At 53.7% G+C, this 24,240-nt stretch carries 21 protein-coding genes; 17 read left to right on the top strand and 4 right to left on the bottom strand.

Going from position 1 to position 24,240, the window contains the following annotated elements:
* Positions 1 to 26: 26 nt before the first annotated feature.
* From ACZ439_RS00755 to ACZ439_RS00735, 5 genes are all read left to right on the top strand, one after another.
* Positions 27 to 896, top strand: a complete 870-nt coding sequence (locus ACZ439_RS00755; protein ID WP_464620489.1) for a hypothetical protein — start codon at positions 27 to 29, stop codon at positions 894 to 896.
* 193 nt (positions 897 to 1,089) lie between these two features.
* Positions 1,090 to 1,209, top strand: coding sequence for a DUF255 domain-containing protein (locus ACZ439_RS00750; RefSeq protein ID WP_464620488.1), 120 nt, complete (start codon positions 1,090 to 1,092; stop codon positions 1,207 to 1,209).
* A 417-nt stretch (positions 1,210 to 1,626) separates the two neighbouring features.
* A complete protein-coding gene (locus ACZ439_RS00745) occupies positions 1,627 to 2,946 on the top strand; it encodes a reverse transcriptase/maturase family protein (protein ID WP_464620487.1) in 1,320 nt (439 codons plus the stop codon).
* Between the two features lie 110 nt (positions 2,947 to 3,056).
* Positions 3,057 to 3,218: a DUF255 domain-containing protein gene (locus ACZ439_RS00740; RefSeq protein ID WP_464620486.1), complete on the top strand. Its 162-nt coding sequence runs from the start codon at positions 3,057 to 3,059 to the stop codon at positions 3,216 to 3,218.
* Positions 3,219 to 3,258: 40 nt separating this feature from the next.
* A complete protein-coding gene (locus tag ACZ439_RS00735; RefSeq protein WP_464620485.1) occupies positions 3,259 to 5,187 on the top strand; it encodes a thioredoxin domain-containing protein in 1,929 nt (642 codons plus the stop codon).
* A 190-nt stretch (positions 5,188 to 5,377) separates the two neighbouring features.
* Here ACZ439_RS00735 and ACZ439_RS00730 read toward each other — a convergent pair whose 3' ends face one another.
* The 3 genes from ACZ439_RS00730 to ACZ439_RS00720 form a co-directional block, all read right to left on the bottom strand.
* Complete coding sequence (locus ACZ439_RS00730) at positions 5,378 to 7,312, bottom strand: glycosyl hydrolase family 18 protein (protein WP_181410241.1); 1,935 nt, start codon at positions 7,310 to 7,312, stop codon at positions 5,378 to 5,380.
* Between the two features lie 143 nt (positions 7,313 to 7,455).
* Positions 7,456 to 7,731: a YxcD family protein gene (locus ACZ439_RS00725; protein WP_054800019.1), complete on the bottom strand. Its 276-nt coding sequence runs from the start codon at positions 7,729 to 7,731 to the stop codon at positions 7,456 to 7,458.
* Positions 7,732 to 7,755: 24 nt separating this feature from the next.
* Complete coding sequence (locus tag ACZ439_RS00720) at positions 7,756 to 8,208, bottom strand: hypothetical protein (RefSeq protein WP_054797643.1); 453 nt, start codon at positions 8,206 to 8,208, stop codon at positions 7,756 to 7,758.
* 142 nt (positions 8,209 to 8,350) lie between these two features.
* Between ACZ439_RS00720 and ACZ439_RS00715 the strand changes: the two genes are divergently transcribed.
* Together ACZ439_RS00715 and ACZ439_RS00710 are read left to right on the top strand one after the other, a co-directional pair.
* Positions 8,351 to 8,887 (top strand): DUF309 domain-containing protein, encoded by a 537-nt coding sequence (locus tag ACZ439_RS00715; RefSeq protein ID WP_054797644.1) that lies wholly within the window; start codon positions 8,351 to 8,353, stop codon positions 8,885 to 8,887.
* A 101-nt stretch (positions 8,888 to 8,988) separates the two neighbouring features.
* Positions 8,989 to 9,543 carry a beta-class carbonic anhydrase gene (locus tag ACZ439_RS00710; protein ID WP_054797645.1) on the top strand — a complete coding sequence of 185 codons (555 nt, stop codon included), beginning with the start codon at positions 8,989 to 8,991 and terminating at the stop codon, positions 9,541 to 9,543.
* Between the two features lies 1 nt (position 9,544).
* Here the strand turns inward: ACZ439_RS00710 and ACZ439_RS00705 are convergent, their stop codons facing one another.
* Positions 9,545 to 9,874 carry an iron-sulfur cluster biosynthesis family protein gene (locus tag ACZ439_RS00705; protein WP_054797646.1) on the bottom strand — a complete coding sequence of 110 codons (330 nt, stop codon included), beginning with the start codon at positions 9,872 to 9,874 and terminating at the stop codon, positions 9,545 to 9,547.
* 169 nt (positions 9,875 to 10,043) lie between these two features.
* Here ACZ439_RS00705 and ACZ439_RS00700 point away from each other — a divergent pair, with 169 nt between their 5' ends.
* The 10 genes from ACZ439_RS00700 to mutL all read left to right on the top strand — a co-directional run bounded on the left by ACZ439_RS00700 (position 10,044) and on the right by mutL (position 24,238).
* Positions 10,044 to 11,507, top strand: coding sequence for a carboxypeptidase M32 (locus ACZ439_RS00700; protein WP_464621178.1), 1,464 nt, complete (start codon positions 10,044 to 10,046; stop codon positions 11,505 to 11,507).
* Positions 11,508 to 11,635: 128 nt separating this feature from the next.
* Positions 11,636 to 12,661: an ABC transporter substrate-binding protein gene (locus ACZ439_RS00695; protein ID WP_054797647.1), complete on the top strand. Its 1,026-nt coding sequence runs from the start codon at positions 11,636 to 11,638 to the stop codon at positions 12,659 to 12,661.
* 80 nt (positions 12,662 to 12,741) lie between these two features.
* On the top strand, positions 12,742 to 13,545 hold the full coding sequence (locus ACZ439_RS00690) for an ABC transporter ATP-binding protein (protein ID WP_054797648.1): 804 nt from the start codon (positions 12,742 to 12,744) through the stop codon (positions 13,543 to 13,545).
* On the top strand, positions 13,532 to 14,365 hold the full coding sequence (locus ACZ439_RS00685) for an ABC transporter permease (protein WP_054797649.1): 834 nt from the start codon (positions 13,532 to 13,534) through the stop codon (positions 14,363 to 14,365). Before ACZ439_RS00690 ends, ACZ439_RS00685 begins: the two co-directional genes overlap by 14 nt.
* Before the next feature lie 203 nt (positions 14,366 to 14,568).
* On the top strand, positions 14,569 to 15,519 hold the full coding sequence (locus ACZ439_RS00680) for an aromatic acid exporter family protein (RefSeq protein ID WP_141336387.1): 951 nt from the start codon (positions 14,569 to 14,571) through the stop codon (positions 15,517 to 15,519).
* A 117-nt stretch (positions 15,520 to 15,636) separates the two neighbouring features.
* On the top strand, positions 15,637 to 16,200 hold the full coding sequence (locus ACZ439_RS00675; RefSeq protein WP_054797650.1) for an outer spore coat protein CotE: 564 nt from the start codon (positions 15,637 to 15,639) through the stop codon (positions 16,198 to 16,200).
* Positions 16,201 to 16,347: 147 nt separating this feature from the next.
* Positions 16,348 to 17,832 carry a putative amidoligase domain-containing protein gene (locus ACZ439_RS00670; protein WP_127610213.1) on the top strand — a complete coding sequence of 495 codons (1,485 nt, stop codon included), beginning with the start codon at positions 16,348 to 16,350 and terminating at the stop codon, positions 17,830 to 17,832.
* A 132-nt stretch (positions 17,833 to 17,964) separates the two neighbouring features.
* The gene (gene mutS, locus ACZ439_RS00665) at positions 17,965 to 20,715 is read left to right on the top strand and encodes a DNA mismatch repair protein MutS (protein WP_464620484.1); all 2,751 of its coding nucleotides are present in this window, start codon (positions 17,965 to 17,967) and stop codon (positions 20,713 to 20,715) included.
* Positions 20,716 to 20,742: 27 nt separating this feature from the next.
* Positions 20,743 to 22,194: a S41 family peptidase gene (locus tag ACZ439_RS00660; RefSeq protein ID WP_464620483.1), complete on the top strand. Its 1,452-nt coding sequence runs from the start codon at positions 20,743 to 20,745 to the stop codon at positions 22,192 to 22,194.
* Between the two features lie 25 nt (positions 22,195 to 22,219).
* The gene (mutL, locus tag ACZ439_RS00655) at positions 22,220 to 24,238 is read left to right on the top strand and encodes a DNA mismatch repair endonuclease MutL (protein ID WP_464620482.1); all 2,019 of its coding nucleotides are present in this window, start codon (positions 22,220 to 22,222) and stop codon (positions 24,236 to 24,238) included.
* Positions 24,239 to 24,240 lie beyond the last annotated feature (2 nt).

Below are 24,240 nucleotides of genomic sequence, written 5' to 3'. Positions count from 1 at the left end.
TAGTAGTGGGGTGGGAGGAAGGAAATATGAAAATTATTAAATTAAAGCCAGGGGATAATGAGCATTTTAAATTAACTGTACCACAGTTCGAAAGCAAGACGCATAAAACATACCCTTACTATCAACAAAATGGAAAAGAAATAAGGCACTATGCTGTGTGTCCGGCTTGTAATAATCCAGTTATGATAATTAACTTATATGTTGATAAAAGGCTTGATGAAAATGCTAACAAAATGTCATTACATGCAAGGCATATTCCAGATGAAATTGAAGGGATTGCTAAGTATAATCAAGAAAATTATGATGATTGTCCTTTCAAGAATCCGACTTCCTTTAGCAGCTTAGAAAAGAAAGAAAATAAAAATAAGAGGAATGAATTGCTTTCGATTATTAAGGAATACCCGGAGATATTACTTAAAAGTATTCGTGATTTCACAAAAATTAACTTTTCCGAGGAAAAATTTGATGAAATGCTTTCTAATTTCATGAGTATGGAAGGTTATTACTACAGATATATTAATAAATTTAATCTACCATATTCCTTTTTCAACATGCAAAAAAGTATTCAAATAGGATATCAATATATTAATCAGTTTAAAAGTGGAGTAGTTCAGAATGCAATTAATAATAACTCTAAGTTGTTTACAATAAAGAATGGACGAATTGTAAGAAAAGAAGGTATAAGTGGAAATGTATCAATGAATGCTTATTTCTCAAATCATCGAATTACTCAAGAATCAGAATTTATAGATTATTTAATTACTGAAAAACGCGGTAATGAATCAGAGGTCATTATCTTTCGGGAAGTACTGGAAATTGATCATGAAATATTTATGAATACAATAAATAAAAATATAAGATTAAAAAATATTGTTGGTAAATATATTCTACATTGATATGGGATAAACTCAAATGTTGTACTTTTGAATTTTCAGAAGTAACGAAAATGAACTTGAAATGTTTGAGATGTCCGGCTTAAGACATCTCTTATTTGCTTTAGTTGGGACTTTATGGGACTTTACTATACTCTTGGTATGCTAAACTCAATATCAATACAAAAATATCCAGCAATCAAGGAGGTGGTGCCCCATGACAACGAACAGCAAACCCAATAGATTAGCCAAGGAAAAAACGCCATATTTGTTGCAGCATGCTTATAATCTGGTAGACTGGTTCCCTTGGTCAGATGAGGTTTTCTACAAGCGATAAACAAACATATGCCCATAAGCCCATCTTTTAATCTATTGTATTTCATTAACAAAAAGTGATAATTTTCTTCATCATTAATTGAAAAAAATAGCAAAATATGCTATATTATAAGTGCCTTATGTTTTAGACATAAGGGTCAGGGATTGCTGTCAACTGGCTTCCGATTAATTCTATCCAGAATATCGGTTCAGTTGCACTCAGTTCAGCGAACAAGATTGTGATTAACCAAGCCACAAGATTGCTCAATGGACTCCTCTCCTTAACTATTATAACATAGTTGATGATTAGGGCGAATTTTTGGGTAGTTGGGTTCAAAATGTAATTATAACATTATGAATACAAGTTGAGTTATACCTGTCAGTTAAGGGACGCTACCCCCCGTGCTGATGGGTATTACGCTTTTTAGGGGGAAAAACTTTGAATCTCGATGAGTGGAAAGCAAAGAACCAGAAGAGTCGGAATTACTCGCATTTTGACCAAAGAGTTTCTTTGGACAAGGTTTGGAATTTAATAAGTGATCCGAACAAAGTAGCGAAACACGGGTTCTATCCTTTCATTCATTATACTCAAACTTTTAAGAAATATAAAAAAGGTTCAGGGATAAAAAACAAAACCCGAGAGATATGTTATTCTGCGCATATAGATAGGTTTATTTATTCTTATTATGGCTTCCATCTTAACAGTTATTATAATGAAAGAGTTAAACGAGATAAAATAGATGATTCAGCAATTGCTTATCGAGATAATTTACATAAAAATAATATTCATTTTGCAAAAAAGGCAATAGATTTCATAAAGCAAACTGAAGAATGCTTCATACTAATTGGTGATTTTACGAGTTTCTTTGACAGCTTAGATCATGGCTATCTAAAAAAGATGCTTTGCAATTTATTGAATGTAAACAAATTACCGAATGACTTTTACGCAGTATTCAAAAATATTACAAAGTTCTCTGTTTGGGATATGGAAAGCCTACTGTGGATAAATAATTTAGAAAATAACGAAAAAGGCATCTCTGAGTTTAAACACTTGAAATTGGCCATCATTCCTGAGCACTTTAAGAAGTATAAGAAATCATTTGTGAAACCAAATAATAATAACTTTGGGATTCCTCAAGGCTCTGCAATAAGTGCAGTTCTATCCAATATTTACATGTTAGATTTTGATAAAACAGTTAAAAATTTAGTTGAAGAAAAACAAGGTTTGTATATGCGATATAGTGATGATTTTATAATTATTTTGCCTAAAGTATCTTTAGCTCAATTTAAGTGTCAAATATATAAGTTACACGATGCCATTAAATCGGTACCGCGTTTACAATTAGAGCCGGATAAAACTCAGGTGTTTCATTATTTACATCGGCAAATTAGGAGTTGCAACGAGGATGTACTTAGCGATGTAAAAAATGGGAATAATTTCATGAACTATTTAGGCTTCACATTCGACGGTCAAGTCGTTACATTGAGAGATAAAACAATCTCGAAATACTATTACAAGCTATACCGTAAGCTAAAAACCATTGTTAAGAACAATGGAGTAACGAAAAATGGCAGAAGAATCAGTTGTGAAAATGTCTATATAAAGTACTCAATAAAAGGGGCAGGGCAAGGGGATGGAAACTTTATCTCCTATGTAAAGCGAGCAGAACGGATATTCGCTAACGAAAAGGGCGTGACGCGAATTAGAAAAATACATATGCAAAAAATAAGAAAGCAGTTGAATAAAATTAAAAGTTAATCGATACAATTCGAAAACTCATGTAAAAGTCATGGGTTTTTCTTTTTGTAGCAGGGTATGTTAAGCTCAATTTATACTAAAATATCCATGAATCAAGGAGGTGGTGCCCCATGACAACGAACAGCAAACCCAATAGATTAGCCAAGGAAAAGTCACCATATCTGCTGCAACATGCCTACAATCCAGTAGAATGGTTCCCTTGGTCGGAAGAAGCTTTTGAAAAAGCTAAACAGGAGAATAAACCTGTCTTCTTATCTATTGGGTATAGCTAACGTTTAATGATTCACACGTACATGCCATTGGTGTCACGTCATGGAACACGAGTCTTTCGAGGACGAAGAGGTCGCCGCGCTGTTGAACGAGCACTACGTCTCGATTAAAGTCGACCGCGAGGAGCGGCCGGACGTCGATCATTTATATATGACGGTGTGCCAAGCCTTAACCGGTCAGGGGGGCTGGCCGCTGACGATCGTAATGACCCCGGACAAGAAGTCGTTTTTTGCCGGCACTTATTTTCCGAAGCAACGCAGGTATGGACGGATCGGGCTGATGGATGTGTTAACTCAGCTGCAGGCCAAATGGCAGGAAGACGGCGAACATGTGATAGAGACCAGCGAGCAAATTGTACAAGAGGTGCAAGGCCGCCTGCTCTCGAACCTGAAGGGAGACGTCTCCGATGAAGTCTTCGATAAGGCGTTCCGCCATTACGAGCAGCTGTTCGATCCGCAATACGGCGGATTCGGAGGCTCGCCGAAATTTCCGACCTCGCACAATTTATCGTTTCTGCTGCGATACTACCAGCGTTCCGGAGAGGATAAAGCGCTGCAAATCGTGACCCGCACCTTGGATTCGATGCAGAGGGGCGGCATTTACGATCATATCGGGTACGGCTTCGCCCGGCATTCCGTAGACGAGCGGTGGCTGGTACCGCACTTTGAGAAAATGCTGTACGATAACGCGCTGCTCGCGTGGACGTATTTGGAAGCGTATCAACTGACGGGCCAATCGGATTATGCCGAGGTGGCGGGTCAAATTTTCACTTATGTCCTGCGGGACATGACGGATGCGGAAGGCGGCTTCTATTCGGCGGAGGACGCCGATTCGGAAGGGCATGAGGGCAAGTTTTACGTATGGAGCGAGGACGAGGTGCTGGAGGTTCTCGGTCCGGACGACGGAGAGCTTTATTGTGAATTATACGATATTACCGAAGCGGGTAATTTCGAAGGCGCCAATATTCCCAACTTGATCGGTCAAGACATCGAATCGTTCGCCCGGCGCCGCAGGATCCCGCTGGAAACGCTGCGGGCGAGGGTAGAACTGGCACGGGCCAAGCTGTTCTCTTACCGCGAGAGACGCGTCCATCCCGGCAAAGACGATAAGATCCTGACCGCGTGGAACGGCCTGATGATCATGGCGCTGGCGAAAGGATATAAAACGCTCGGCGAGGATAGCTACCGTACGGCTGCAGAGAAAGCCGCGCAGTTTATTTGGACGCGGCTGCGCCGGGAGGACGGGCGGCTGTTAGCCCGCTTCCGGGATGGAGATGCGGCGTTCCCGGCTTATGTGGACGATTATGCGTTCATGGTTTGGGGCTTGCTCGAGCTGTATGAAGCGACGTTCGAGGTCGAGTATTTGCGGCAAGCGATTGCCTTGAACGAACAGATGCTGCAGCTCTTCTGGGACGATGAACAGGGCGGACTTTACTTCTACGGCTCCGACAGCGAGAAGCTGATTATTCGCAATAAAGAAATTTATGACGGCGCCATGCCTTCCGGCAATGCCGTCGCGGCTTCCAACTTCCTGAAGCTCGCCAAGCTGACTTACGATGCGAAGCTGTCGCAAATTGCGGAGCGCCAGCTGCAGGCGTTCGGAGGCGCCGTCAATCAACATCCGAACGGTCACGCCATGCTGCTGATCGCCATGGATTTGGCCGCCTCCGCGCCCAGTGAAATTGTGATCGCAGGCGACCCGGACAGCGAGGCCACCAAGCGGATGCTGGCCGAAGTAAGGCGGGGGTTCCGGCCCCATACGCTGACCATTGTGTTACCGGACGCCGCGGATGGGGAAGAGGTGCGGCGCCTGCTTCCGCTGGTGCAGGACAAAGCCGCCATCGGCGGGCGAACGACCGCCTACGTGTGTGAGAACTTTGCCTGCCAGTCGCCGACGACGGACGTAGAGGAATTGCGCGAGCTGCTGCACGTATCCCTGGAATCGATTGGCGAAGATCCGCATGCTGGATAACCTGAATCTCAAAGCTGAAACCGATGATGAGTGGCGGAGGCTATATACAGCATTGAACTAACGGAAACTTGCACGATTATCAGTAAAAGGGCAAGAGGGACGAGACGATCCGTCAGAGCTAACCGGATAAACGGAAGGACCATTCGGCAATTTGTCCGAACGGTCCTTTGTCACGCTTCAGGCCTTTTATCTACTTTTGCTGAATCATCGTTTGCCATACATTGGCGTTGTCATAGCCGAGACGCCAGGCCGCTACACCGGCCAGCTCGTATTTCTTGGCGAGGTCGATGCGCGCCTTGATGGTCGCTTCGTTCTCAAGCCAGAAGACGTTCTTGTACCCGTCCTGCATATATTCGACTCTGTACTGCTGGAAGCGGGCGTCCCACGTTTTCGTAGCCTTTTTCTCTTGAATGAGCGGTTCAAGGTCCTTCATCAACAGGGCGCGGTTGCTCTCCAGATTGCCCGCGCTGTCGACTTTCCATTCGCGAACGTAGAATGGCACGCCCATGATCAGCTTGTCGCGAGGAATGCCGTACGACAAAAATTCTTTGATGCCTTCCTCGACCCAAGGCAATCCGGCTACGGAGCCCGGCTCAGTACTGCCTTTCCAGTATTGGTCGTAGGTCATCGTGATGATGTAGTCGACGATGCCTCCCAGCTTCTCGTGATCGAAGGCGGTTTGCGCATTCCACTTCGCGCTGCCGCGCGGCAGATCGACGGAGATGAGCAAGTTCCGGGCGTGGGCGGCGGCGGTGAGCTCTTCCATGAACGCGGTGAAATTGGCGCGGTCGCTGCCAGATAGGCTTTCGAAGTCGATATTCAAGCCGTCGACGCCGAGCTGGGCCGCTTTATTGACGAGCGTGCCGATAAACTTGCCCCGCGCTTCCTTGGAGGCGAGGAAGGCCGTCGTCAGCTTCGGATCGAATTGGTTGTGAACGAGCGGGTGAACGGCGTAGCCTTGTTTCTTCAACCAGGCAACCGTATCTTTGTTGGACGTGTCCGTCACATTGCCCGCGCTATCCTCGAGATTAAAATAGGTCGGAGAGACGACGTCAAGTCCGGATGTCGTATTGACATGGCTGCGGATAGTGCCGTCGCTGGATGTGCCGTTCCATCCCCAGTATTGAAGCTTGCGCAAGTTGTCCCAAATGGCGGTCCCTCCGTCATATAAACGAATGGAGGCATTGCTGTAGCCTTTGGCATAATTCAACGCCGCTGGTATGGTGTTGAAGTCGGCAATCAAGTTGTTGTTTTGGAAAACTTGATAATACGGATAATTAGACCAGACGGTTTGGTTGCTTCCCGCCAATTTCGGCGCTTCTTCATTGACGATCCGGGTATGGTCATACCACTTGGCATAAGCAATCGCATCGTCCACGCTTAAGAATGCGTCCAGGTAATTGTTGTTCTGGTAGACCTTGAACGATTTGACGTTCGAGAACACGACCTTACCGGTGGACGTATTCACGATCGTCGAATTGCTCCAGCGCAGCGATTCGGCGATCGCATCTTCCAAATAAGCGAACTTCCAGCTATCCGTCGTGTATTTTCCCTGGTACACCTGATACGTCTTGGCGCCGGTTTGGCGAAGCTCTGTCTTCTTGGCGGCAGCCACATTGTCCCACACCCAACGATGCGTGCTGAGGTCGACAATGTGTGCGTTCGCCCATTTCGTCGCTTCGGCAATCGCGTCGTTAAGCGTAACGAACGTCCAGCCGTCCAACGTGTTATCGCCTTGATACAGCCGGTAACGGGGATAATTGTTCCACACCCAGCCGCCCGACTGCAGGTCGCGCACGCTTGCGCTGCCCCACTTGGACGCTTCGCGGACGGCTTCGTCCAAGGTCGCAAATTCCCAATCGGGGGCGCTGTAGCCGTGCTGATACACTTTGTACCGGGGATAATTGTCCCAGAGCCAGTTGCGTGTTCCGATTTCTTCGACATGGGAGTCAGCGAACCAACGCGCGTAATTTTCCGCTGTCTTGTAATCGCTAGTTTCCAAAATGAGTTTCGTGTCTTGATATACGCGGTATTTCGACGTCTTATCGGCTGCCGCGGCGTTGCCGGCGACAGATAAGAACAAGGTTATGGCGGCAAGCGACAGCAGGGTCTTACGCTTCAACATGCATCAGCCTCTTTCTGCTCGAGTCTACAAAACTACCACTCTATTAAACGCGGCAAGAGGCCTGAAAGTTGCAAGGAAAATAAATGAAGAAAAAGCTTACCTCGCGGTAAGCTTTCAGGTAATGCTCGTGATAGGCGATAAGGTTAGGCGACGTACGCCACGATTTCCTCTTCCAGCTCAAGCCGGATTTGTTCGCGGAACACCCGCATGCCATGCTGGGTAAACATGTAGCGCTCAATGGCCTCCAGCATGTTCGCCGCAATCAGGATTTGGCTGCGCCCTTCGGCAAAGACTTCGGCGGAGAAGCCGAGGTCTTCGTCCCACATCAGCTCAACCTCGACCTGCGTCGGCTGAAGCTGCTTGCGTTCGGCGATGTTCAAGCAAATCGCGTTAATAATGTCCTGCTCCATTAATTTCATGCGGCCTTACTCCTTAATTCCGGATTAATAACCGCGCGGGTTTTGCGGGTTTTGGTTGATCTTCTTACGATCGCGGAAGTATACGTATACTTTGCGAATGACCATGAACAGAGCGACCAGTGCAAGTACGTTCACCAGCAGGCCGAGAATGTTGCCCAGGGCGCCCAAGCCTCCGAACAAGCCTCCGAACAACATGCCGGCCAGACCGCCGATCAACAAGCCCTTCATCAAGCCACCGCTGAAAAAGCCGGGTTTCTGAGCCGGAGTCGTCGTAGACGCTGCCGGCGATTTGGTAGCGGCAGGGGCGTTATTGTTGACCCCGCTGTTCGGTGTTTGGTTTGTAGAATTCGTTGAATTGTTGCTTGGGGTGAAGCTTTTCTTCGAAGATTTGTAGCCTTTGGCATCGGCGTGCTGCGGCGCGCTGAACGAGAAGGCGATCGTAGCTGCCAGAACGAGTAAAGATAGCTTTTTCCACATGGTGAGAACATCCTCCACATACAAGTATAGTTTTTGCGTACAAGGGATTCATACGTTCCAACTGGGCTGATGGTTTCACAATTATATTTAAATTGTTAAAATAAATAAAATAACGAAAAGAGCAAAGGGGAACAGTAGGAACATGAACGATTATGCGGATGCCTATATGCGGTATTTGAATCATTTTCATGTGGAGCGGGATTATTTCGAATGCCACGAAGTATTGGAGGAGTTCTGGAAGGAGCATCCCGACGATCCGCAGGCCGAGGCGTATGTGGCGCTTATTCAGATTGCCGTCGCTTCCTATCATCAGCGGCGGGGCAATCTGCGCGGCGCCGTCAAAATGTTCAACGCGGCGTTGGAACGGCTGGCTCGAACGAGCGTGCAAACGCTCGGACTGGACGGGACGGCGCTCAAGTCGATGCTGGCGGGCAGACTGCAGGAGTTGGAACGGGGGACGCCTTTTTCGGATATCAATTTGCCCATAACGGATACGCAGTTGTTAGAACGCTGTAAGCAAAGCTGTTCCGACCCGGACAGATGGGGGACGTCTAGCGAGGCCGGCGACACGTTCCTGCTCCATAAACATACGATGCGGGATCGAAGCGGCGTTGTGGAGGAACGGGAGAAACAACGTCAAATTAAAGCTTCACGGCGCTCCGGCGGAAGTGTCATTTGAACTTGTCGATTGATGTCATTATAAGGTAAAATCTTAAGGGGATAGTGATAGATAACCATAGACACATCGAAGAGCTAGCATGTGGAGAAGGAGGAGAGTTCATGAACAATTCATTAAAGCAAATTTTGGAGTATAACCAAAGCTTTGTCGAGCAGCGCAAGTATGAGCCTTATATCACGTCGAAGTTTCCGGACAAGAAGTTCGTCATTCTCTCTTGTATGGACACCCGATTGCTCGAGCTGCTGCCTGCCAGCATGAACATCAAGAACGGGGACGTTAAGATCATTAAGGCCGCGGGAGGCATCGTCACCTCGCCGTTCGGCGGCATTATGCGCAGCATCATCGTCGCCATCTATGAGTTGGGAGCCGAAGAAGTGTTCGTCATCGGTCATTACGATTGCGGGATGAGCAATGTAAATCCGGAGAAAATCAAACAAAAATTTCTCAATCACGGTATTAAAGAGGAGACGATTCAAACGATCGAGTACTCCGGGATGAACCTGGAGCGCTGGCTGCGGGGGTTCGACGACGTGAGGGAGAGCGTGCGCAGCAGCGTGAAAATGATCCGCAATCACCCGCTCGTCCCGGACATTCCGATTCACGGTCTCGTGATCGACCCGACAACCGGAAAGCTCGACGTCATCGAAGAAGGCTGAGTCAAGCGCGCTTATCGATGATTTTCATAAATGCATTGTAGATTTGGCCGCTGCTTTTCAACACGAAGCAGCGGTCTTTGCTTGTATAATCCACCGTCATGCGTTCCTCGAAGAACACCTCGTGCTTGCGGTCCATCCATAAGGGGAACGGCTGCCCGTCCACTTCAAAGTCGCCCGGCTCCGGTTTCTCTATAATCCACAATGTCGGCACGCCACTGACGGCACAACCGCATCCTTCATTATCATAAGCGAGCTTCATTAGGCCGGGCCGATCCGTTCCCAGCTTCTGCATCGCGGCCTCTGCGGCTTGTTCGGAAAATGTAATGTGCATCGATAATGCCTCCTCATGATGTGCAGTGATCTTTATTTTGCCGGAATTTGCTTCTCTTTTCAAGAAAAAGTATGATCGAGTATAGAATCCATGATAAGGAAGGGGAAAACCTGTGGGAAACGAGCAAAGGGATGCCAAGTGGGCGTTATTCAAATCGTATTTGAAAAAAATGAAAAGCTATGAAGAAGCCATCGGCCTCATTTATTGGGATATGCGGACCGGTGCGCCTAAGAAAGGCATCGCTCAGCGTTCCGAAGTCGTGGGAGAGTTATCGGGCGAGTTGTTCCGGATGTCGGTTTCCGACGAGATGGGCGCGTTCCTCGACTATTTCTTGCAGGAAGACAACCACGGGCAATTAAGCCGGACCGATCGTAAAATCGTAAGCGAATGCAAAAAAGAATTCGACCGCAGCAAAAAAATACCGCCGCAACGATATCAAGAGTACGTCGTCCTGACCTCGCAAGCGGAAGCCGCTTGGGAAGAAGCAAAGGATAAGGCCGATTTTGCTTCGTTCCAGCCGTATCTGGAGAAAATCGTAGCGATGAATCACGAATTTATCGACCTGTGGGGGTATGAGGGGCATAAGTACAACACGCTGCTCGACATGTACGAGCCGGGCATGACCGTGGCGAAGCTCGATCAAGTGTTCGGCGCGCTGCGCGAGCAGGTCGTGCCGCTGCTGTCAGCCATTCAGGCTTCCCCGCACCGACCGGATACGAGCTTCCTGAAGCAGCAGTTCGATAAGGAGAAGCAAAAGAAATTCAGCTTGTTCATTCTGGAACAGATGGGCTATGATTTCGCGGCCGGAAGGCTCGACGAAACGGTTCATCCGTTCGCCACCGGCTTGAACCCGGGGGACGTCCGTATTACGACGCGTTACTTGCCGGACGATGTGAACAGCGCGCTGTTCGGCACCATCCACGAGGGAGGTCATGCGTTGTATGAGCAGAACATCTCGCTGGAGCTGGTAGGCACGCCGCTTTGCACCGGTACTTCCATGGGCATCCACGAATCGCAGTCGCGCTTCTGGGAGAATACGATCGGCCGCAGCCGCGCCTTCTGGAGCCGGTATTACCGCGATTTGCAGCAGCACTATCCGGGTCAATTCGATAGGGTCGAGGCGGAGGCGTTCTACCGCGCCACGAACGAGGTGAAGCCGTCCTTGATTCGGATCGAGGCTGACGAGCTGACGTATAACTTGCATATCATGGTGCGGTATGAGATCGAGAAGGCGCTGTTTGACGGTTCGGTGCGCGTGTCCGATTTGCCGGAGGTGTGGAACGAAAAGTACCGGGACTATCTCGGCGTCGTTCCGTCGCATAACGGTGAAGGCGTGCTTCAGGACGTGCACTGGTCCGGCGGGGCATTCGGCTACTTCCCGTCGTACGCGCTGGGCAACATGTATGCGGCGCAAATCGCCCGTACGCTGGATCGCGAGCTTGGCGGAACGGACGCGCTTGTAGCCGAAGGCCGTCTGCTGCCGATCAAGGAGTGGCTGTCCGATAAAATTTATCAATACGGCAAAAGCTTGACGCCATCCGAAATCATCATGCAAGTAACCGGCGAGGAGTTAAATCCTTCCTATTTAGTGGAATACTTGCGTGCGAAGTACAGCGATATATATAAGCTATAGCGTTCATAAACCGGAAGCTTCTCACCGAATGGGAGAAGCTTCCTTTTTTTGCGTTGGGCCGCTGCACCCTTCTCTAGGCGGAAGCATATGCTGCAATTATACGAAAGCAGAAGGGGAGGGACTTGCTTATGAAATTAAAATCCGGAATGAAGGCCGCGGCTTTGGCGTTGACGCTCGTACTCGCCGGTACGGCGCTGCTGACCGGGTGCGGTCCAAAGACGCAAGAGGGGCCGGTTAAGGTGCGGGTGGGCGAGGTGACGCGTTCCATCTTTTATGCACCGCAATATGTGGCGGTGAATAAAGGATTTTTCAAGGAGCAGGGGCTGGAGATCGATCTGACGACGACCGCGGGAGGCGACAAAACGATGACCGCGCTGCTATCGAACGGTATCGATGTTGCCCTGGTGGGCTCGGAGACTTCGATCTATGTCCATCAGCAGGGCAGCGCCGATCCGGTCATTAACTTCGCGCAGCTGACCCAGACGGACGGCACGTTCCTCGTCGCCCGCAAACCGCTGGAAGGCGCGTTTGATTGGAGCAAGCTGAAGGGTGTAACGTTCCTCGGCCAGCGCAAGGGCGGCATGCCGCAGATGGCGGGAGAGTTTACGCTGAAGAAGCACGGCATTAACCCGCATGCGGATTTGACGCTGATTCAGAACGTCGACTTTGCTAACATTCCTGCCGCTTTCGCTTCCGGTACCGGCGATTACGTACAATTATTCGAGCCGCAAGCTACCGTGTTCGAGAAGGAGGGCAAAGGCTACGTGATCGCCTCCTTCGGGGTGGAAAGCGGCAAGCTGCCGTACACCGTATTCATGACGAAGAAAAGCTACTTGACGAAGCAATCGGCTACAGTGCAGAAATTCGCGAATGCGGTGCAGCAGGCGCAAAATTGGGTGCAGCAGGCAACCCCGGACGAAATTGCCGACGCGATTATTTCCTTCTTCCCGGATACGGACAAAGCGGTTGTCCGCGATGTTGTGAAACGGTATAAGGATCAAGGTTCATTCGCAACGGACGGCATCGTCGACCAGGCGGAATGGAACAACCTGCAGGATGTGATGGAAGCGGCAGGCGAACTGAAGCAGCGGGCGGATCACGGGCAGTTAGTCGATAATACGTTCGCCGAGAAAGCGAAGCAATCCGTGAAGTAACCAAAGGGGCGGCGAAAGTGTGCGGACGGCAGCTTTCGCCTTTTCTTTGCAAGATGATAAGAAGGAGGGCACCGAATCGTATGACAAAGGCGTCTTCTATTGAAATAAGCGGCGTGTCGCAAGTGTACGTCAACCGGAAAGGCACATTTGCCGCGCTGCAGCATATCGATCTCCGTATCGAGCCGGGCGAGTTCGTCAGCATTATCGGACCGAGCGGCTGTGGTAAAACGACCTTGCTTTCGCTGATCAGCGGTTTGCTGACACCGACTTCGGGCAGTGTGAGTATCATGGGCGAGCTGATCAAGCGGCCGACTCCGCGGGTCGGGTATATGCTGCAGCACGATTATTTGTTTCCGTGGCGGACCATTAAAGAGAACGTCTGCCTCGGCTTGGAGCTGCTGGGCAGGAAAGACGAGGCGTCGCAGGCATATGTGACGGAGCTTCTGGCGGAAATGGGACTCGCAGAGTTCGCCGACGCCTTCCCGCATCAACTGTCTGGGGGGATGCGGCAGCGTGTGGCGCTTGTACGGACGTTGGCGACGGAGCCAGATATTTTGCTGCTGGACGAACCGTTCTCGGCGCTCGATTATCAGACGAAGCTTCAGCTGGAAGATTTGATCGTCACCACGTTGAAGGCGCGGGGGAAAACGGCCGTTCTCGTTACCCATGATATTTCCGAGGCGATCGCGATGAGCGACCGGATCATCGTGCTGCAGCCCAATCCCGGGCGTGTACTGGCCGATGTGACGGTACCGGAGCCGATTCGTCAGGCGCAGCCGCTTCATGCCCGCGAGAAGGAAGGCTTTCACGAGCTGTTCCGGCGGTTGTGGTCGATGTTCGAGCAGGTGGAGAGGAAAGGGGGCGGCGCGGATGGAACGCCATGAGGTAAACGAACGGGCGGAAGACATGCACTTGCTTGCTGCCCGGGTTTATGAGACGTTCCTGCGAAGGGAAAAGCGGCAGTCGCTATTTGTCCGGTTGACGCAAGGCGCTCTGCTGCTGATGTTCGTGCTGATGTGGGAAATAGCGGCCCGGCTGATGTGGATCGACGGGCTGTTGTTCAGTTCGCCGAGCCGCATCGGGACGCTGCTGCTTGAGAAGACGGCCGACGGTTCGCTGCTTGTGCACACCGGGGTCACGGTCTGGGAGACGATCGTCGGCTTCGTGCTCGGTACGCTGGTCGGGACGGCGATCGCCGCGCTGCTGTGGTTTTCTCCGTTTCTGTCGCGGGTGCTCGATCCGTACATCGTCGTGCTGAACAGCTTGCCTAAGGTGGCGCTGGGCCCGCTGTTCATTGTCGCGCTTGGGCCAGGCGCGTTGTCCATCGTCGCGACGACGCTTTCCATCACCGTTATTATCACGATTTTGGTCGTCTATAACAGCTTTAAGGAAGTTGATCCGCAGCTGTTGAAGGTCGTACAGCTGTTCGGCGCAAGCCGCAGCACCGTGTTCCGGAAGGTCATTCTTCCCGCATCGTACCCGACGATTGTGTCCACGCTGAAGGTGAACGTCGGTTTGTCTTGGGTCGGGGTCATCGTCGGCGAGTTTCTCGTCTCGAAGCAAGGGCTCGGCTATTTGATTATTTACGGGTTTCAGGTATTCAATTTCACGCTTGTCATCGGCAGTGTCGTGGTCATCGCGATTGCGGCGACGCTTATGTACCAGGCCGTCTCCTACTTGGAAGGAAAGCTGGTGCGCCAGTGAGGAGCGATGGGGAGAAACCGCAGGGAAGGGCGGGCTGCCGGCGAGGCGGCCCGCCCTTTCACGCGCTTCCTCCATGCGTCCGCTTGACGGGGATCGGTCTGAGCGGGTATCTCCGGGTTGTCGGCGTTCCGGAAAAAGAGTAAGATGGTGGAAATTGACTTTGCGGCTCTTTTGTGGCTCTTGTGTAAGGTGGACACCGTAATATGGGAATTCGCGTCATCAAAACGGCGCTTGCCGTCATCCTATCGATTTATATCGCTCAATATTTGGGGCTTAGCTCGCCCTTGTCAACCGGATTGCTCGCCATCATGGGCGTGGAGGTGACGAAGAAGCGGGGCATTGCGCTATCGCTTCAACGTATTGCGGCATCCGTCTTTGCGCTGCTGTTCAGCGTGGCCTTGTTCTGGACGCTCGGTTATCAGGTGTGGGTCATTGGGTTGTACGTGCTTACGTTATATCCGCTGCTGAGCCGGTTGAAGCTGAAGGACGGCATCGTGTCCAGCTCGGTCGTGATGTTTCACGTGTTTGCGGCCAAGACGGTTACCCTGGAGCTCATTGTGAACGAGGTCCTGCTGCTGGTGATCGGTCTCGGCACCGCGACGCTGATCAATATCGTCTATATGCCGAAAGAGCATACCCAGCTTGTCCAGTATCGCAAGCAGGTGGAAGAGCTGTTCTCGCGAATTTTTATCGAGCTTTCCCGTCATCTGCGGGACAATACCTACGTATGGAGCGGCCGGGAGCTTCTCGAAGCCGAGGAGCTGCTGCATAAAGCGGTTGACGCGGCCCGTCGGCAAAGCGATAACCGGTTGATTTTCGAAGGGGCAGAGTGGACCGTATATTTCTACATGAGGGAGCGGCAGCTTGAAGCGATCGGCAGAATGACGGAGCACGTCGCACGGGTGTACCAGACGCTGCCGCATGGCGAGCTGCTCGCGACCGTGTTCGAAACCTTAAGCGAGGATGTCCTGATGCCGCATTATACCGGCCGGACCGAGCGGCACTTGTTTGAGCTTGAGCAATCGTTCAAAGGCATGGCGCTTCCGCTGACAAGAGAGGAATTCGAAATTCGGGCGGCGCTGCTTCAATTGGTTGAAGAACTGAAAGTTTATTTAAACGTAGCCAAAAAAGAAAAACGCCCGGTAGGCGTCTAAATACAAGGGGCATTTGTCCCTGCTAATCTCCTCTGACATTTGCAAAAAAAGTTATCACACTAGACGAATGTCCTGCATACAAATGTAATGAATGATTGTATGGAGGAGGTTAGAAGGATGTCATTAGATAAAGACTTGCAAGTCAGAGAGATCTATACGAAGGCTGTCTGCGGCAAAGGACGTAAATTTTCGCAAGTAACCAACACGGTCACTCCGCCTCATGCTCCGACCAGTATTTTGGGTGCTTGGATTATCAACAACCAATACGACGCGGTGAAGTCTGGGGAGAATGTGGAGGTGGTAGGTACTTACGATATCAACATCTGGTATTCTTATGACCGGAATACAAAAACGGATGTTGCGAAAGAAACGGTCTCCTATGTTGAGGTTGTGCCGCTTCATTATCTGGATAAGAAACATAAGCCATCGACGGCCGAAGTGTTGGCTGCCGCCACGCAGGAGCCAAACTGCGTGGAAGCCAGCATCTCATCCAACGGATCTGCGGTGCTGATCCGCGTAGAGCGCGAGTATAAGGTCGAAATGATCGCAGAGACGAAGGTTTACGTGGTGGTAAGCCCGAACGGCATTGACGATTTCGACGATAAGCATGTGGATTTCGACACCGATGACGGCGGCTTTGAAGATTTGGATCCGGATCTGCTCGACGACGAATTGAACTGATCTTGCTACAGTATATGCCGGGAGAAGTCATTTCGGCAGAGGGCGTCAGCCCTCTTTTTTGTTTCCCGAGGCGTTCGCCGGCAAAATGGGCAGGCGGCGCCGCAATACATTCTGGCCAGCCGTGCGTAACGGCGAGGGAGGGACGCGATGTCCGCCTTTTTGCTTCATTCCCATGAACCGGAGCTGCAGCCGCTGCTGGAAAACTTGCGAATTCCGCACGGAGCGAGGCTTTCTGCCGAACGGAAGGACACGGCGTATATCATTCATTGGGGGGCTTATCACCCGAATACAGGAGGAACCAATCCCGAGGCGCTGCAGCCTGTAAAAAGCATATTGGCGGCGCTGCAGCCCCGGCGGCTGTCCGATACGCTCCGCCTGCACGGCATCGACTGCTTCTTGGACGAGGAGTCGCAAGCGGAGGGCGAGGAAATCCGCTGGAGTCACGAATTTGTGGTGCCCGTCTTTGATTTGCAGGCGCTGACGCTGTTTCACCGTTCGAGCGGGGTGTTCTATGCGGGCCGCCGTGGGGCGGCGGACGCGAGTGCGGATCCGGGCGCGGGGGCTGGACCGGGCAAGCCGATGACAAGCCGCCGGGAGACGGCTTACAGCGAGATCGGGCTCGAGCAGCGGGGGTTTTATGCGGTTCGTGCGATACGCGAAGCCGTCAAAAGCATCTATGCGCTCGGACTGGACTACGGCGTCGTGCGCATCGGGGTGCGCCCGGCAGGAACGCTCGCCGTGCGCGGCGTAGAACCGGTTCCGGCGTTGACGCCGCGGCTGGCGGAGCTGTTCGCGGACGCGATGAACCGCTTCGACGAACGGATCGGGAAGCTCGAGGCGCAGCCTCCGGCCGTGGCGATGCTGGGCGCAGACCCTGAATTTCTGCTGCTGAATGCGCAAGGGAAAGTGAAGTTCGCCTCGGCCTTCGTCGACAAGGACGGCCCGTTCGGCTGTGACGCGATCGTGCTGCCGAGCCGCCGTAAAGTATATCCGCTGGCCGAGCTGCGTCCGGCGCCGAGCACCGATGTGCGCAAGCTGGTCGTTCATCTGCACCGGACGCTCCAGCTTGCGGCGAAGCGGATCACCGACCCGGAGCTCGCGTGGGTGGCGGGGGGCATGCCGGTTCGCGGCTTTCCGCTCGGCGGGCATATTCATTTCAGCGGAGTTGAGCTGGATGTCCGTCTACTGCGCGCGCTGGACAATTACCTGGCCCTTCCGCTGACGCTGGTTGAGGGCGAGACGACGGCGGCGCGCAAGCCGCAGTACGGGTTTCTCGGCGATTTCCGGCGGCAGCGGCACGGCGGCTTCGAATATCGCGTGCTGCCGAGCTGGATGGTGTCGCCGTCCGTCGCCAAAGGCGTGCTGGCGCTCGCCAAGCTGATTGCCGAGCATTACGCGCAGCTCAAGCAGCGGCCGCTGAGCGAACCGGAGGTGGTGAAAGCGTACTACCGCGGCGACAAGGCGCGCATTCGTCCGCTCGTTCCCGGATTGTGGCGGGATATGGAGAAGCTGCCGGGGTATGCGGAGCACGAGTCGTATTTGCTGCCCCTATGGCGCATGATGCTGCAGATGAAGGCCTGGAACGAACGGGAAGACATCAGGCCCAAGTGGAAAATAACGACGCGCTCGTAAGAAACGGGTGTTCTCTATCTTTTCATGATATAATCATAGATAACTTACGAGGCGAAGCGCGGCGTCCGGCTGCAGCCTGCAGGTGCGCGCGCTTTCGTCTCCCCGTAAAGCGTAGAGCGTGGAGGATGGAGTATGGCCAAATATACGCCAATGATCGAGCAGTACCTTGCCATTAAAGCGGAGGTCAAGGACGCTTTTTTGTTTTTTCGTTTAGGCGATTTCTATGAAATGTTTTTCGAAGACGCGGTACTAGCTGCGCGCGAGCTGGAAATTACGTTGACAGGCCGGGAAGGCGGCATGGAGGAACGCATTCCGATGTGCGGCGTTCCCTATCATTCCGCAGAAAACTATATTGCCCGGCTGGTAGAGAAAGGGTATAAGGTCGCGATATGCGAGCAGGTGGAGAATCCGGCGGAAGCGAAAGGGGTCGTGCGCCGGGAAATCGTGCGGATCGTCACGCCGGGCACGGTGATGGACGCCCGCTCGCTCAGCGAGACGAGCAACAACTACATAGCCGCGGTTCAGTCGGACGCGGCAGGCTTTGCATTGGCAGCTTGCGACATCTCGACCGGCGAGCTTTACGTCACCCGGTTAACCGGGTCCTTCGAGCGGCTGATGGATGAGCTGAACGTCTACAACCCTTCTGAGCTGCTCGGCGCAGCGGAGGTGCTGGAGCGTATTCAAAGCGGCGGGGGAGCGATGCTGCGGACGGCCGTTATGACGGTCAGGTCGGAAGAGAGCCTCGCGGCGGCGGGCCTTCAGCCGATTACCGCCTACTTCTCGGACAAGCAGCTCGCCGCATTGCCGGACGGCGGGAGAGAAGCGCTGTCCGTGCTGATGGGCTACTTGCAGGAGACGCAAAAACGTTCGCTCAGCCACATCAAACATATCCGCATCTATGAGCCGAACCAATATATGGTGATGGACCCGTTTACCCGGCGAAATCTCGAGCTGGTGGAAACGGTTCGGGACCGGACGAAGAAGGGGTCGCTGCTCTGGCTGCTGGATAAGACGGTGACCGCGATGGGCGGCCGTTTGTTGAAGCGCTGGATCGAAAAGCCGCTGATGAACGCAAGCTTGATCGAAGAGCGGCTGGAAGCGGTCGACCGCTTGTATAACCAGTTGATGCTGCGCGACGATCTGAGGCAATCGTTGAAGGAAGTGTATGACCTGGAGCGGTTGACCGCCCGGATCGCCTACGGCAGCGCGAACGCGCGCGATCTGGTTGCGCTGCGGGCGTCGCTGGAGCAGGTGCCCCGGCTGCGTGAGTTGTGCGAGGGCAGCGGTTCGGCGACGCTGAAAGCTTTGGCGGAAGGCATCGATCCTTGCCAAGACTTGATGAGCTGGATCGCCGACACGATCCAGGACGAGCCGCCGGTTTCCGTCCGGGACGGCGGGATGATCCGCGCGGGCGTTAACGCGCGGCTCGACCAGCTGCGCGAGGCGAGCACGAACGGGAAGCAGTGGCTTGCCGAGCTGGAGCGGCTCGAGCGGGAACGCACCGGTATCAAATCGCTCAAAATCGGCTTTAACAAAGTGTTCGGTTATTTCATCGAAGTGACCAAATCGAACTTGTCGATGCTGGAGGAAGGCCGTTACGAGCGCAAACAGACGTTGGCGAATGCGGAACGCTTCGTAACGCCGGAGCTGAAGGAGAAGGAAGCGCTCATTCTGGAAGCCCAGGAGGGCATGATCGATCTCGAATACGCCCTGTTCACGGAACTGCGGGACCGGCTGGTCGGACAATTGTCGAGGCTGCAGCAGCTGGCCGAGCGGATCGCCACGATCGACGTGTACCAGTCGATCGCCCACGTCAGCGCCGCACAGCGGTATACGCGCCCGACGATCGGCGAGTTTTACGGCTTGGAGATCGAGGAGGGCCGCCATCCTGTCGTGGAGGCGGTGCTGGAGGACGGCGTCTTCATCGCCAACGATACGGCCTTGACGCGCGAGAGCGGCAGCATGCTGCTGATCACCGGGCCGAATATGGCCGGGAAGAGCACCTATATGCGCCAAGTGGCGATGATCGGCTTGATGGCGCAGATCGGGTGCTTCGTGCCGGCGAAGCGGGCGGTCGTACCGATCGTCGACCGGATTTTCACACGCATCGGGGCGGCGGACGATTTGATCGGCGGCCAGAGCACGTTCATGGTCGAGATGATGGACATCCAGATCATGACCGAGAAGGCGACCTCGCGGAGCCTTGTCATCATCGACGAGCTTGGGCGCGGCACGTCGACCGGCGAAGGGATGGCGATCGCGCAAGCCGTCATCGAGTTTCTGCACGACAACATCGGCTGCAAGACGCTCGTCTCCACCCACTTCCATGAACTCGCGCATCTCGAAGAGAGCCTTCGGGATTTACGCAATTATTGTATGGCGGTTAAGGAGAGCGGACAGAACGTGACGTTCCTGCGCAAGCTGATTCGCGGCGCCGCCGACACCAGCTACGGCATCTATTGCGCGCAAATCGCCGGACTGCCGAACTCGATCATCGAGCGCTCGTACGAGCTGCTGAACGCATTCGAGACTCGCGCCGAGCTGGCGCAAGGGCATGCCGAGAGCACGGCGGGCAAGGAAGCTGCTGCGACCGCTGTTTCCCGCAAGCCGCAAGCGGAGCTTGTCCGAGAGGCCGTCGAGTCCAGTCCGGAGGCGTCTGCGCCGACCGCACTTGCGCCGGCAGCACCGGAAGCGGCGGCCGGCCCGGCGATCCAGTTGAGCTTGTTCCCGGCCGAATCCCCGGAGACTGATAAATCGGCGAAGAAAACCGGGAAATCCGACAAAGTGCTCGAGCAGCTGCGTCACGCGGATTTAATGAATATGACGCCGATGGCGGCGATGAACTTTTTGTACGAATTGAAGAAGCAGCTGACGAACAACTAAACCATTCCGAAGAGAAGAGGAATTCCGATGAACATCAAGCATAAAGGCAAACTGTGGCGTCATGCCGTCAGCTCCGTACTCGCGTTATCTCTACTAGTCCCTGCAACCCAGCCTGCGCTCGCAGCGGCAGAGAGTTTGAGCGCGGCCGACCGCGCGAAGGAAGTACTGAGTTTGCTTGAACAAAACCATGTCAGCGCGCCGGACGCCAAGAAGCTGTCCGATGCCGCGATCAAGGCGATGGTCGAATCTTTGAACGATCCTTATACGCAGTACTTTACGGCGGAGCAATTGACCGAATTCGAATCCTCCATAGCTAATCAATATGTCGGGATCGGCGTTCGCGTCAGCGAGCAGCCCGACGGCATCTACATCGCCCAAGTGTTCGAGGGGCCTGCGCAAGCGGCGGGCATTCGGATCGGCGACGTGATCGTCGGGATTGACGGGCAATCGGCTGTCGGCGTTCCTTTGAACAAGGCGACGGCCAAAATCATGGGCGAGCCGGGCACTGAGGTGAAGCTGCAAATCGTACGCGACGGCGCGACATCGGAATTGACCGTGAAGCGCGAACGGATTCAAGTTCCGGTCGTGATCGCCAACCGATTCCAGGGCGTGGGCTATGTTCGTATATTGAGCTTTTCCAGCGATGCCGACGAGATGACGGCGTTGTTCCTGGATGGGCTGCAGGCCCCCGGCGAGCTGAAGAGCCTGGTTGTCGATCTGCGCGACAATCCGGGAGGCCTGCTGGAAACGGCGCAGCAACTGGCAAGACTGTTCGTCAAGGAAGGTACGCTGATTCATACGAAAAACCGCAATAATACCGACGAACCGGTGACCTTCTCGGGCGGCGAGACGCAGCCGTTCCCGGTCTATTTTCTCGTCAACGGCAACAGCGCCAGCGCTTCGGAGGTGTTGACGGGGGCGCTGCAGGATTACAAGGCGATTACGGTGATAGGAACGAAAACATACGGCAAAGGCAGTGTACAAGAGGTGGTTCCGCTTCAATCCGGCGGCGCTTTAAAGGTGACGGTCGAGGAGTATTTGACGCCAAAGCTGCGCAAAGTGAACGGCGTCGGCTTGGAGCCGGACGTGAAGGTGGAAGGCGGAGAAGTGCCGGAGCTGCTGACGGCGCTCCGCACCGCGGGTCTTCAATCGATTACGCTGGAATTGAAACGAATCAGTATGTCCGTGAACGGATTAGACGTGGTGGATACGTTCAAAGTCGTCCGCGAGAACGGACAAACGTACGTACCATCCCGCGTTCTGGCCGCCCTCCTTGGCGCCAAGGTGGAATGGAACGAAGCGTCCCGTTCGGTGCAGATTACTTCAGCGGACGACCAAACCTCGTATACGCCTGCGGACGGGGACGTGCTGCTTCGCGAAGGAACAAGCTATGTCAGCGCCGCGAAGGCGGCTGAGGCGTTCTCTTCGCTAGAGTGGAGCGACAACGGACAGACGCTGAAGCTGAGCACAAGCAAGTGAGATAGAGGGTTAAGGAGCCTCGGTCATGGGAAAAATAAACATTCTAGACGAGCATATCGCCAACCAGATCGCCGCCGGCGAAGTGGTCGAGCGTCCTTCGTCGGTTGTGAAGGAATTGGTCGAGAACGCGATTGACGCCGGCGGCACCCGGATTGACGTGACGATTGAAGAGGGCGGCCTCAGTTTGATACGCGTCGCGGATAACGGCTCCGGCATGGACCCGGAGGATGGCGAGACGGCTTTCCTCCGCCACGCCACGAGCAAGATCGCGAAAGCCCAGGATTTATTCGAGATCCGAACGCTTGGCTTTCGTGGCGAGGCACTGCCCAGTATCGCCGCCGTCGCGAAGATCGAGCTGCTGACGAGCGCGGATACGACCGGACTCGGCACGCGGCTCGTCATCGAAGGCGGAACGCTGGTGAGCAAGACCGATCACGCCGCTCCGCGGGGGACGGATATTACGGTGCGGGAGCTGTTCTACAATACACCCGCCCGGTTGAAGTATATGAAGACGATTCAAACCGAGCTCGGCCATGTGACGGATTATATGTACCGGCTGGCGCTGGCGCATCCGGGCATTGCATTTACGCTGAAGCATAACGGTAACACGCTGCTGCAAACGCTCGGCAACGGCGACCTTCTGAACGCTATCGCGGCCATTTACGGCACGGCGGTAGCGCGCACGATGCTGAAGATCGAGGGCGAAACGCTCGATTACAAGCTCGTCGGCTTCATCTCGAAGCCGGAGATGACCCGCGCGAACCGCGGCGGCATCTCGACGGTCATCAACGGCCGGTACATCCGCAACTACACGCTTGCGCAGGCTCTATTGCAGGGTTATCACACGCTGCTGCCGATCAACCGCTTCCCGGTTGCCGTGCTGCATCTGCAAATGGACCCGACGCTCATCGACGTGAATGTGCATCCGGCCAAGCTGGAGGTGCGCTTCAGCAAGGAGCAGGAGCTGATGCAGTTCGTCGAGCGGGAGGCGCGCGGCGTCTTGGCTCAGCAGCGCTTGATCCCGCAGGCGGGAGCGGTGAAGAAGCCGCGTGAAGCGGTGATTCAAGAGCAGCTTGAGCTGTACCGCCCGCAAGCGGCCTCTACCGCTGCGGAGCAGGCGGGAAACCGGGCGGAGAACGCGGTGGAAGCAGGGAATGCGGGGCGTCCGGACATTCCGGAGCGAAGCTTCGAAGAAAGCCGCCGCGCGGCCGCGACGTCTTGGCGTGAAGCGAACGGTGCGTCGGGCTTCACGGCGCCGCCTGCCGCGGGCAGGGCGGAATCGGCATACGGAACGCAGTCCGCGCGACCGGCGACCGGCGAAGCGGCAGCCGCTTCGCCGCGTACGCCAGGAACGTCCGCTGCGCCGCGCGTCCCGCTCACCCAGCGCGAGACGGCGGCCGCGTCCGAGGCGCTGCTGCGCTCGTTGACCCCGGCCGGCGAAGCCGCTCCGGCGCTGCCGGCCTTCCCGAAGCTGGACCCGATCGGGCAGCTTCACGGGACGTACATCGTCGCGCAGAACGAAGAAGGGCTGTTCCTGATCGATCAGCATGCGGCGCATGAGCGGATCAATTACGAGCATTATTACGATTTGTTCGGAAAACCGGCGGAAGCGAGTCAGGAGCTGCTCGTCCCGATTACGCTGGAATTGACTTCGTCCGAAGCCGGACGTCTGCAGGACAAGCTGGGCCAGCTCGAGCAGGCCGGCGTTTACCTTGAGCCGTTCGGCGGCTCCTCGTTTCTCGTGCGCGCTTACCCGCACTGGCTGCCGCGCGGCGAAGAGCAGGCGTTGATCGAAGAGATGATCGAATGGCTGTTAAACGAGAGGAAGGGCGTCGATATCGGGAAATTCCGCGAGAAAGCCGCCATCATGTGCTCCTGCAAAGCATCGATCAAAGCGAATCAAACTATGGGTACGCTCGAGATGGAAGTGCTGCTCGACCGGCTGGCCGCATGCCGAAATCCGTACACGTGTCCGCACGGACGGCCGATCGTCGTCAGCTTCTCGACTTATGAATTGGAGAAAATGTTCAAAAGGGTGATGTAGCT

It is taken from the genome of Paenibacillus sp. JCM 9796 (assembly GCF_055379675.1).
The sequence above is the reverse complement of the archived record's forward strand: the minus strand, read 5'-3'. Positions and strand labels throughout refer to the sequence as shown.

Excerpts from the sequence above, each read along its gene's own strand:
- ACZ439_RS00680 (WP_141336387.1), top strand. The coding sequence starts at position 14,569 with ATGGGAATTCGCGTCATCAAAACGGCGCTTGCCGTCATCCTATCGATT.
- mutL (WP_464620482.1), top strand. The coding sequence starts at position 22,220 with ATGGGAAAAATAAACATTCTAGACGAGCATATCGCCAACCAGATCGCC.
- ACZ439_RS00735 (WP_464620485.1), top strand. The coding sequence starts at position 3,259 with ATGGAACACGAGTCTTTCGAGGACGAAGAGGTCGCCGCGCTGTTGAAC.
- ACZ439_RS00725 (WP_054800019.1), bottom strand. The coding sequence starts at position 7,731 with ATGAAATTAATGGAGCAGGACATTATTAACGCGATTTGCTTGAACATC.
- ACZ439_RS00720 (WP_054797643.1), bottom strand. The coding sequence starts at position 8,208 with ATGTGGAAAAAGCTATCTTTACTCGTTCTGGCAGCTACGATCGCCTTC.
- ACZ439_RS00700 (WP_464621178.1), top strand. The coding sequence starts at position 10,044 with ATGAAAAGCTATGAAGAAGCCATCGGCCTCATTTATTGGGATATGCGG.
- ACZ439_RS00730 (WP_181410241.1), bottom strand. The coding sequence starts at position 7,312 with ATGTTGAAGCGTAAGACCCTGCTGTCGCTTGCCGCCATAACCTTGTTC.
- ACZ439_RS00750 (WP_464620488.1), top strand. The coding sequence starts at position 1,090 with ATGACAACGAACAGCAAACCCAATAGATTAGCCAAGGAAAAAACGCCA.
- ACZ439_RS00710 (WP_054797645.1), top strand. The coding sequence starts at position 8,989 with ATGAACAATTCATTAAAGCAAATTTTGGAGTATAACCAAAGCTTTGTC.
- ACZ439_RS00695 (WP_054797647.1), top strand. The coding sequence starts at position 11,636 with ATGAAATTAAAATCCGGAATGAAGGCCGCGGCTTTGGCGTTGACGCTC.
- mutS (WP_464620484.1), top strand. The coding sequence starts at position 17,965 with ATGGCCAAATATACGCCAATGATCGAGCAGTACCTTGCCATTAAAGCG.
- ACZ439_RS00660 (WP_464620483.1), top strand. The coding sequence starts at position 20,743 with ATGAACATCAAGCATAAAGGCAAACTGTGGCGTCATGCCGTCAGCTCC.
- ACZ439_RS00670 (WP_127610213.1), top strand. The coding sequence starts at position 16,348 with ATGTCCGCCTTTTTGCTTCATTCCCATGAACCGGAGCTGCAGCCGCTG.
- ACZ439_RS00690 (WP_054797648.1), top strand. The coding sequence starts at position 12,742 with ATGACAAAGGCGTCTTCTATTGAAATAAGCGGCGTGTCGCAAGTGTAC.
- ACZ439_RS00755 (WP_464620489.1), top strand. The coding sequence starts at position 27 with ATGAAAATTATTAAATTAAAGCCAGGGGATAATGAGCATTTTAAATTA.
- ACZ439_RS00715 (WP_054797644.1), top strand. The coding sequence starts at position 8,351 with ATGAACGATTATGCGGATGCCTATATGCGGTATTTGAATCATTTTCAT.
- ACZ439_RS00705 (WP_054797646.1), bottom strand. The coding sequence starts at position 9,874 with ATGCACATTACATTTTCCGAACAAGCCGCAGAGGCCGCGATGCAGAAG.
- ACZ439_RS00740 (WP_464620486.1), top strand. The coding sequence starts at position 3,057 with ATGACAACGAACAGCAAACCCAATAGATTAGCCAAGGAAAAGTCACCA.
- ACZ439_RS00675 (WP_054797650.1), top strand. The coding sequence starts at position 15,637 with ATGTCATTAGATAAAGACTTGCAAGTCAGAGAGATCTATACGAAGGCT.
- ACZ439_RS00685 (WP_054797649.1), top strand. The coding sequence starts at position 13,532 with ATGGAACGCCATGAGGTAAACGAACGGGCGGAAGACATGCACTTGCTT.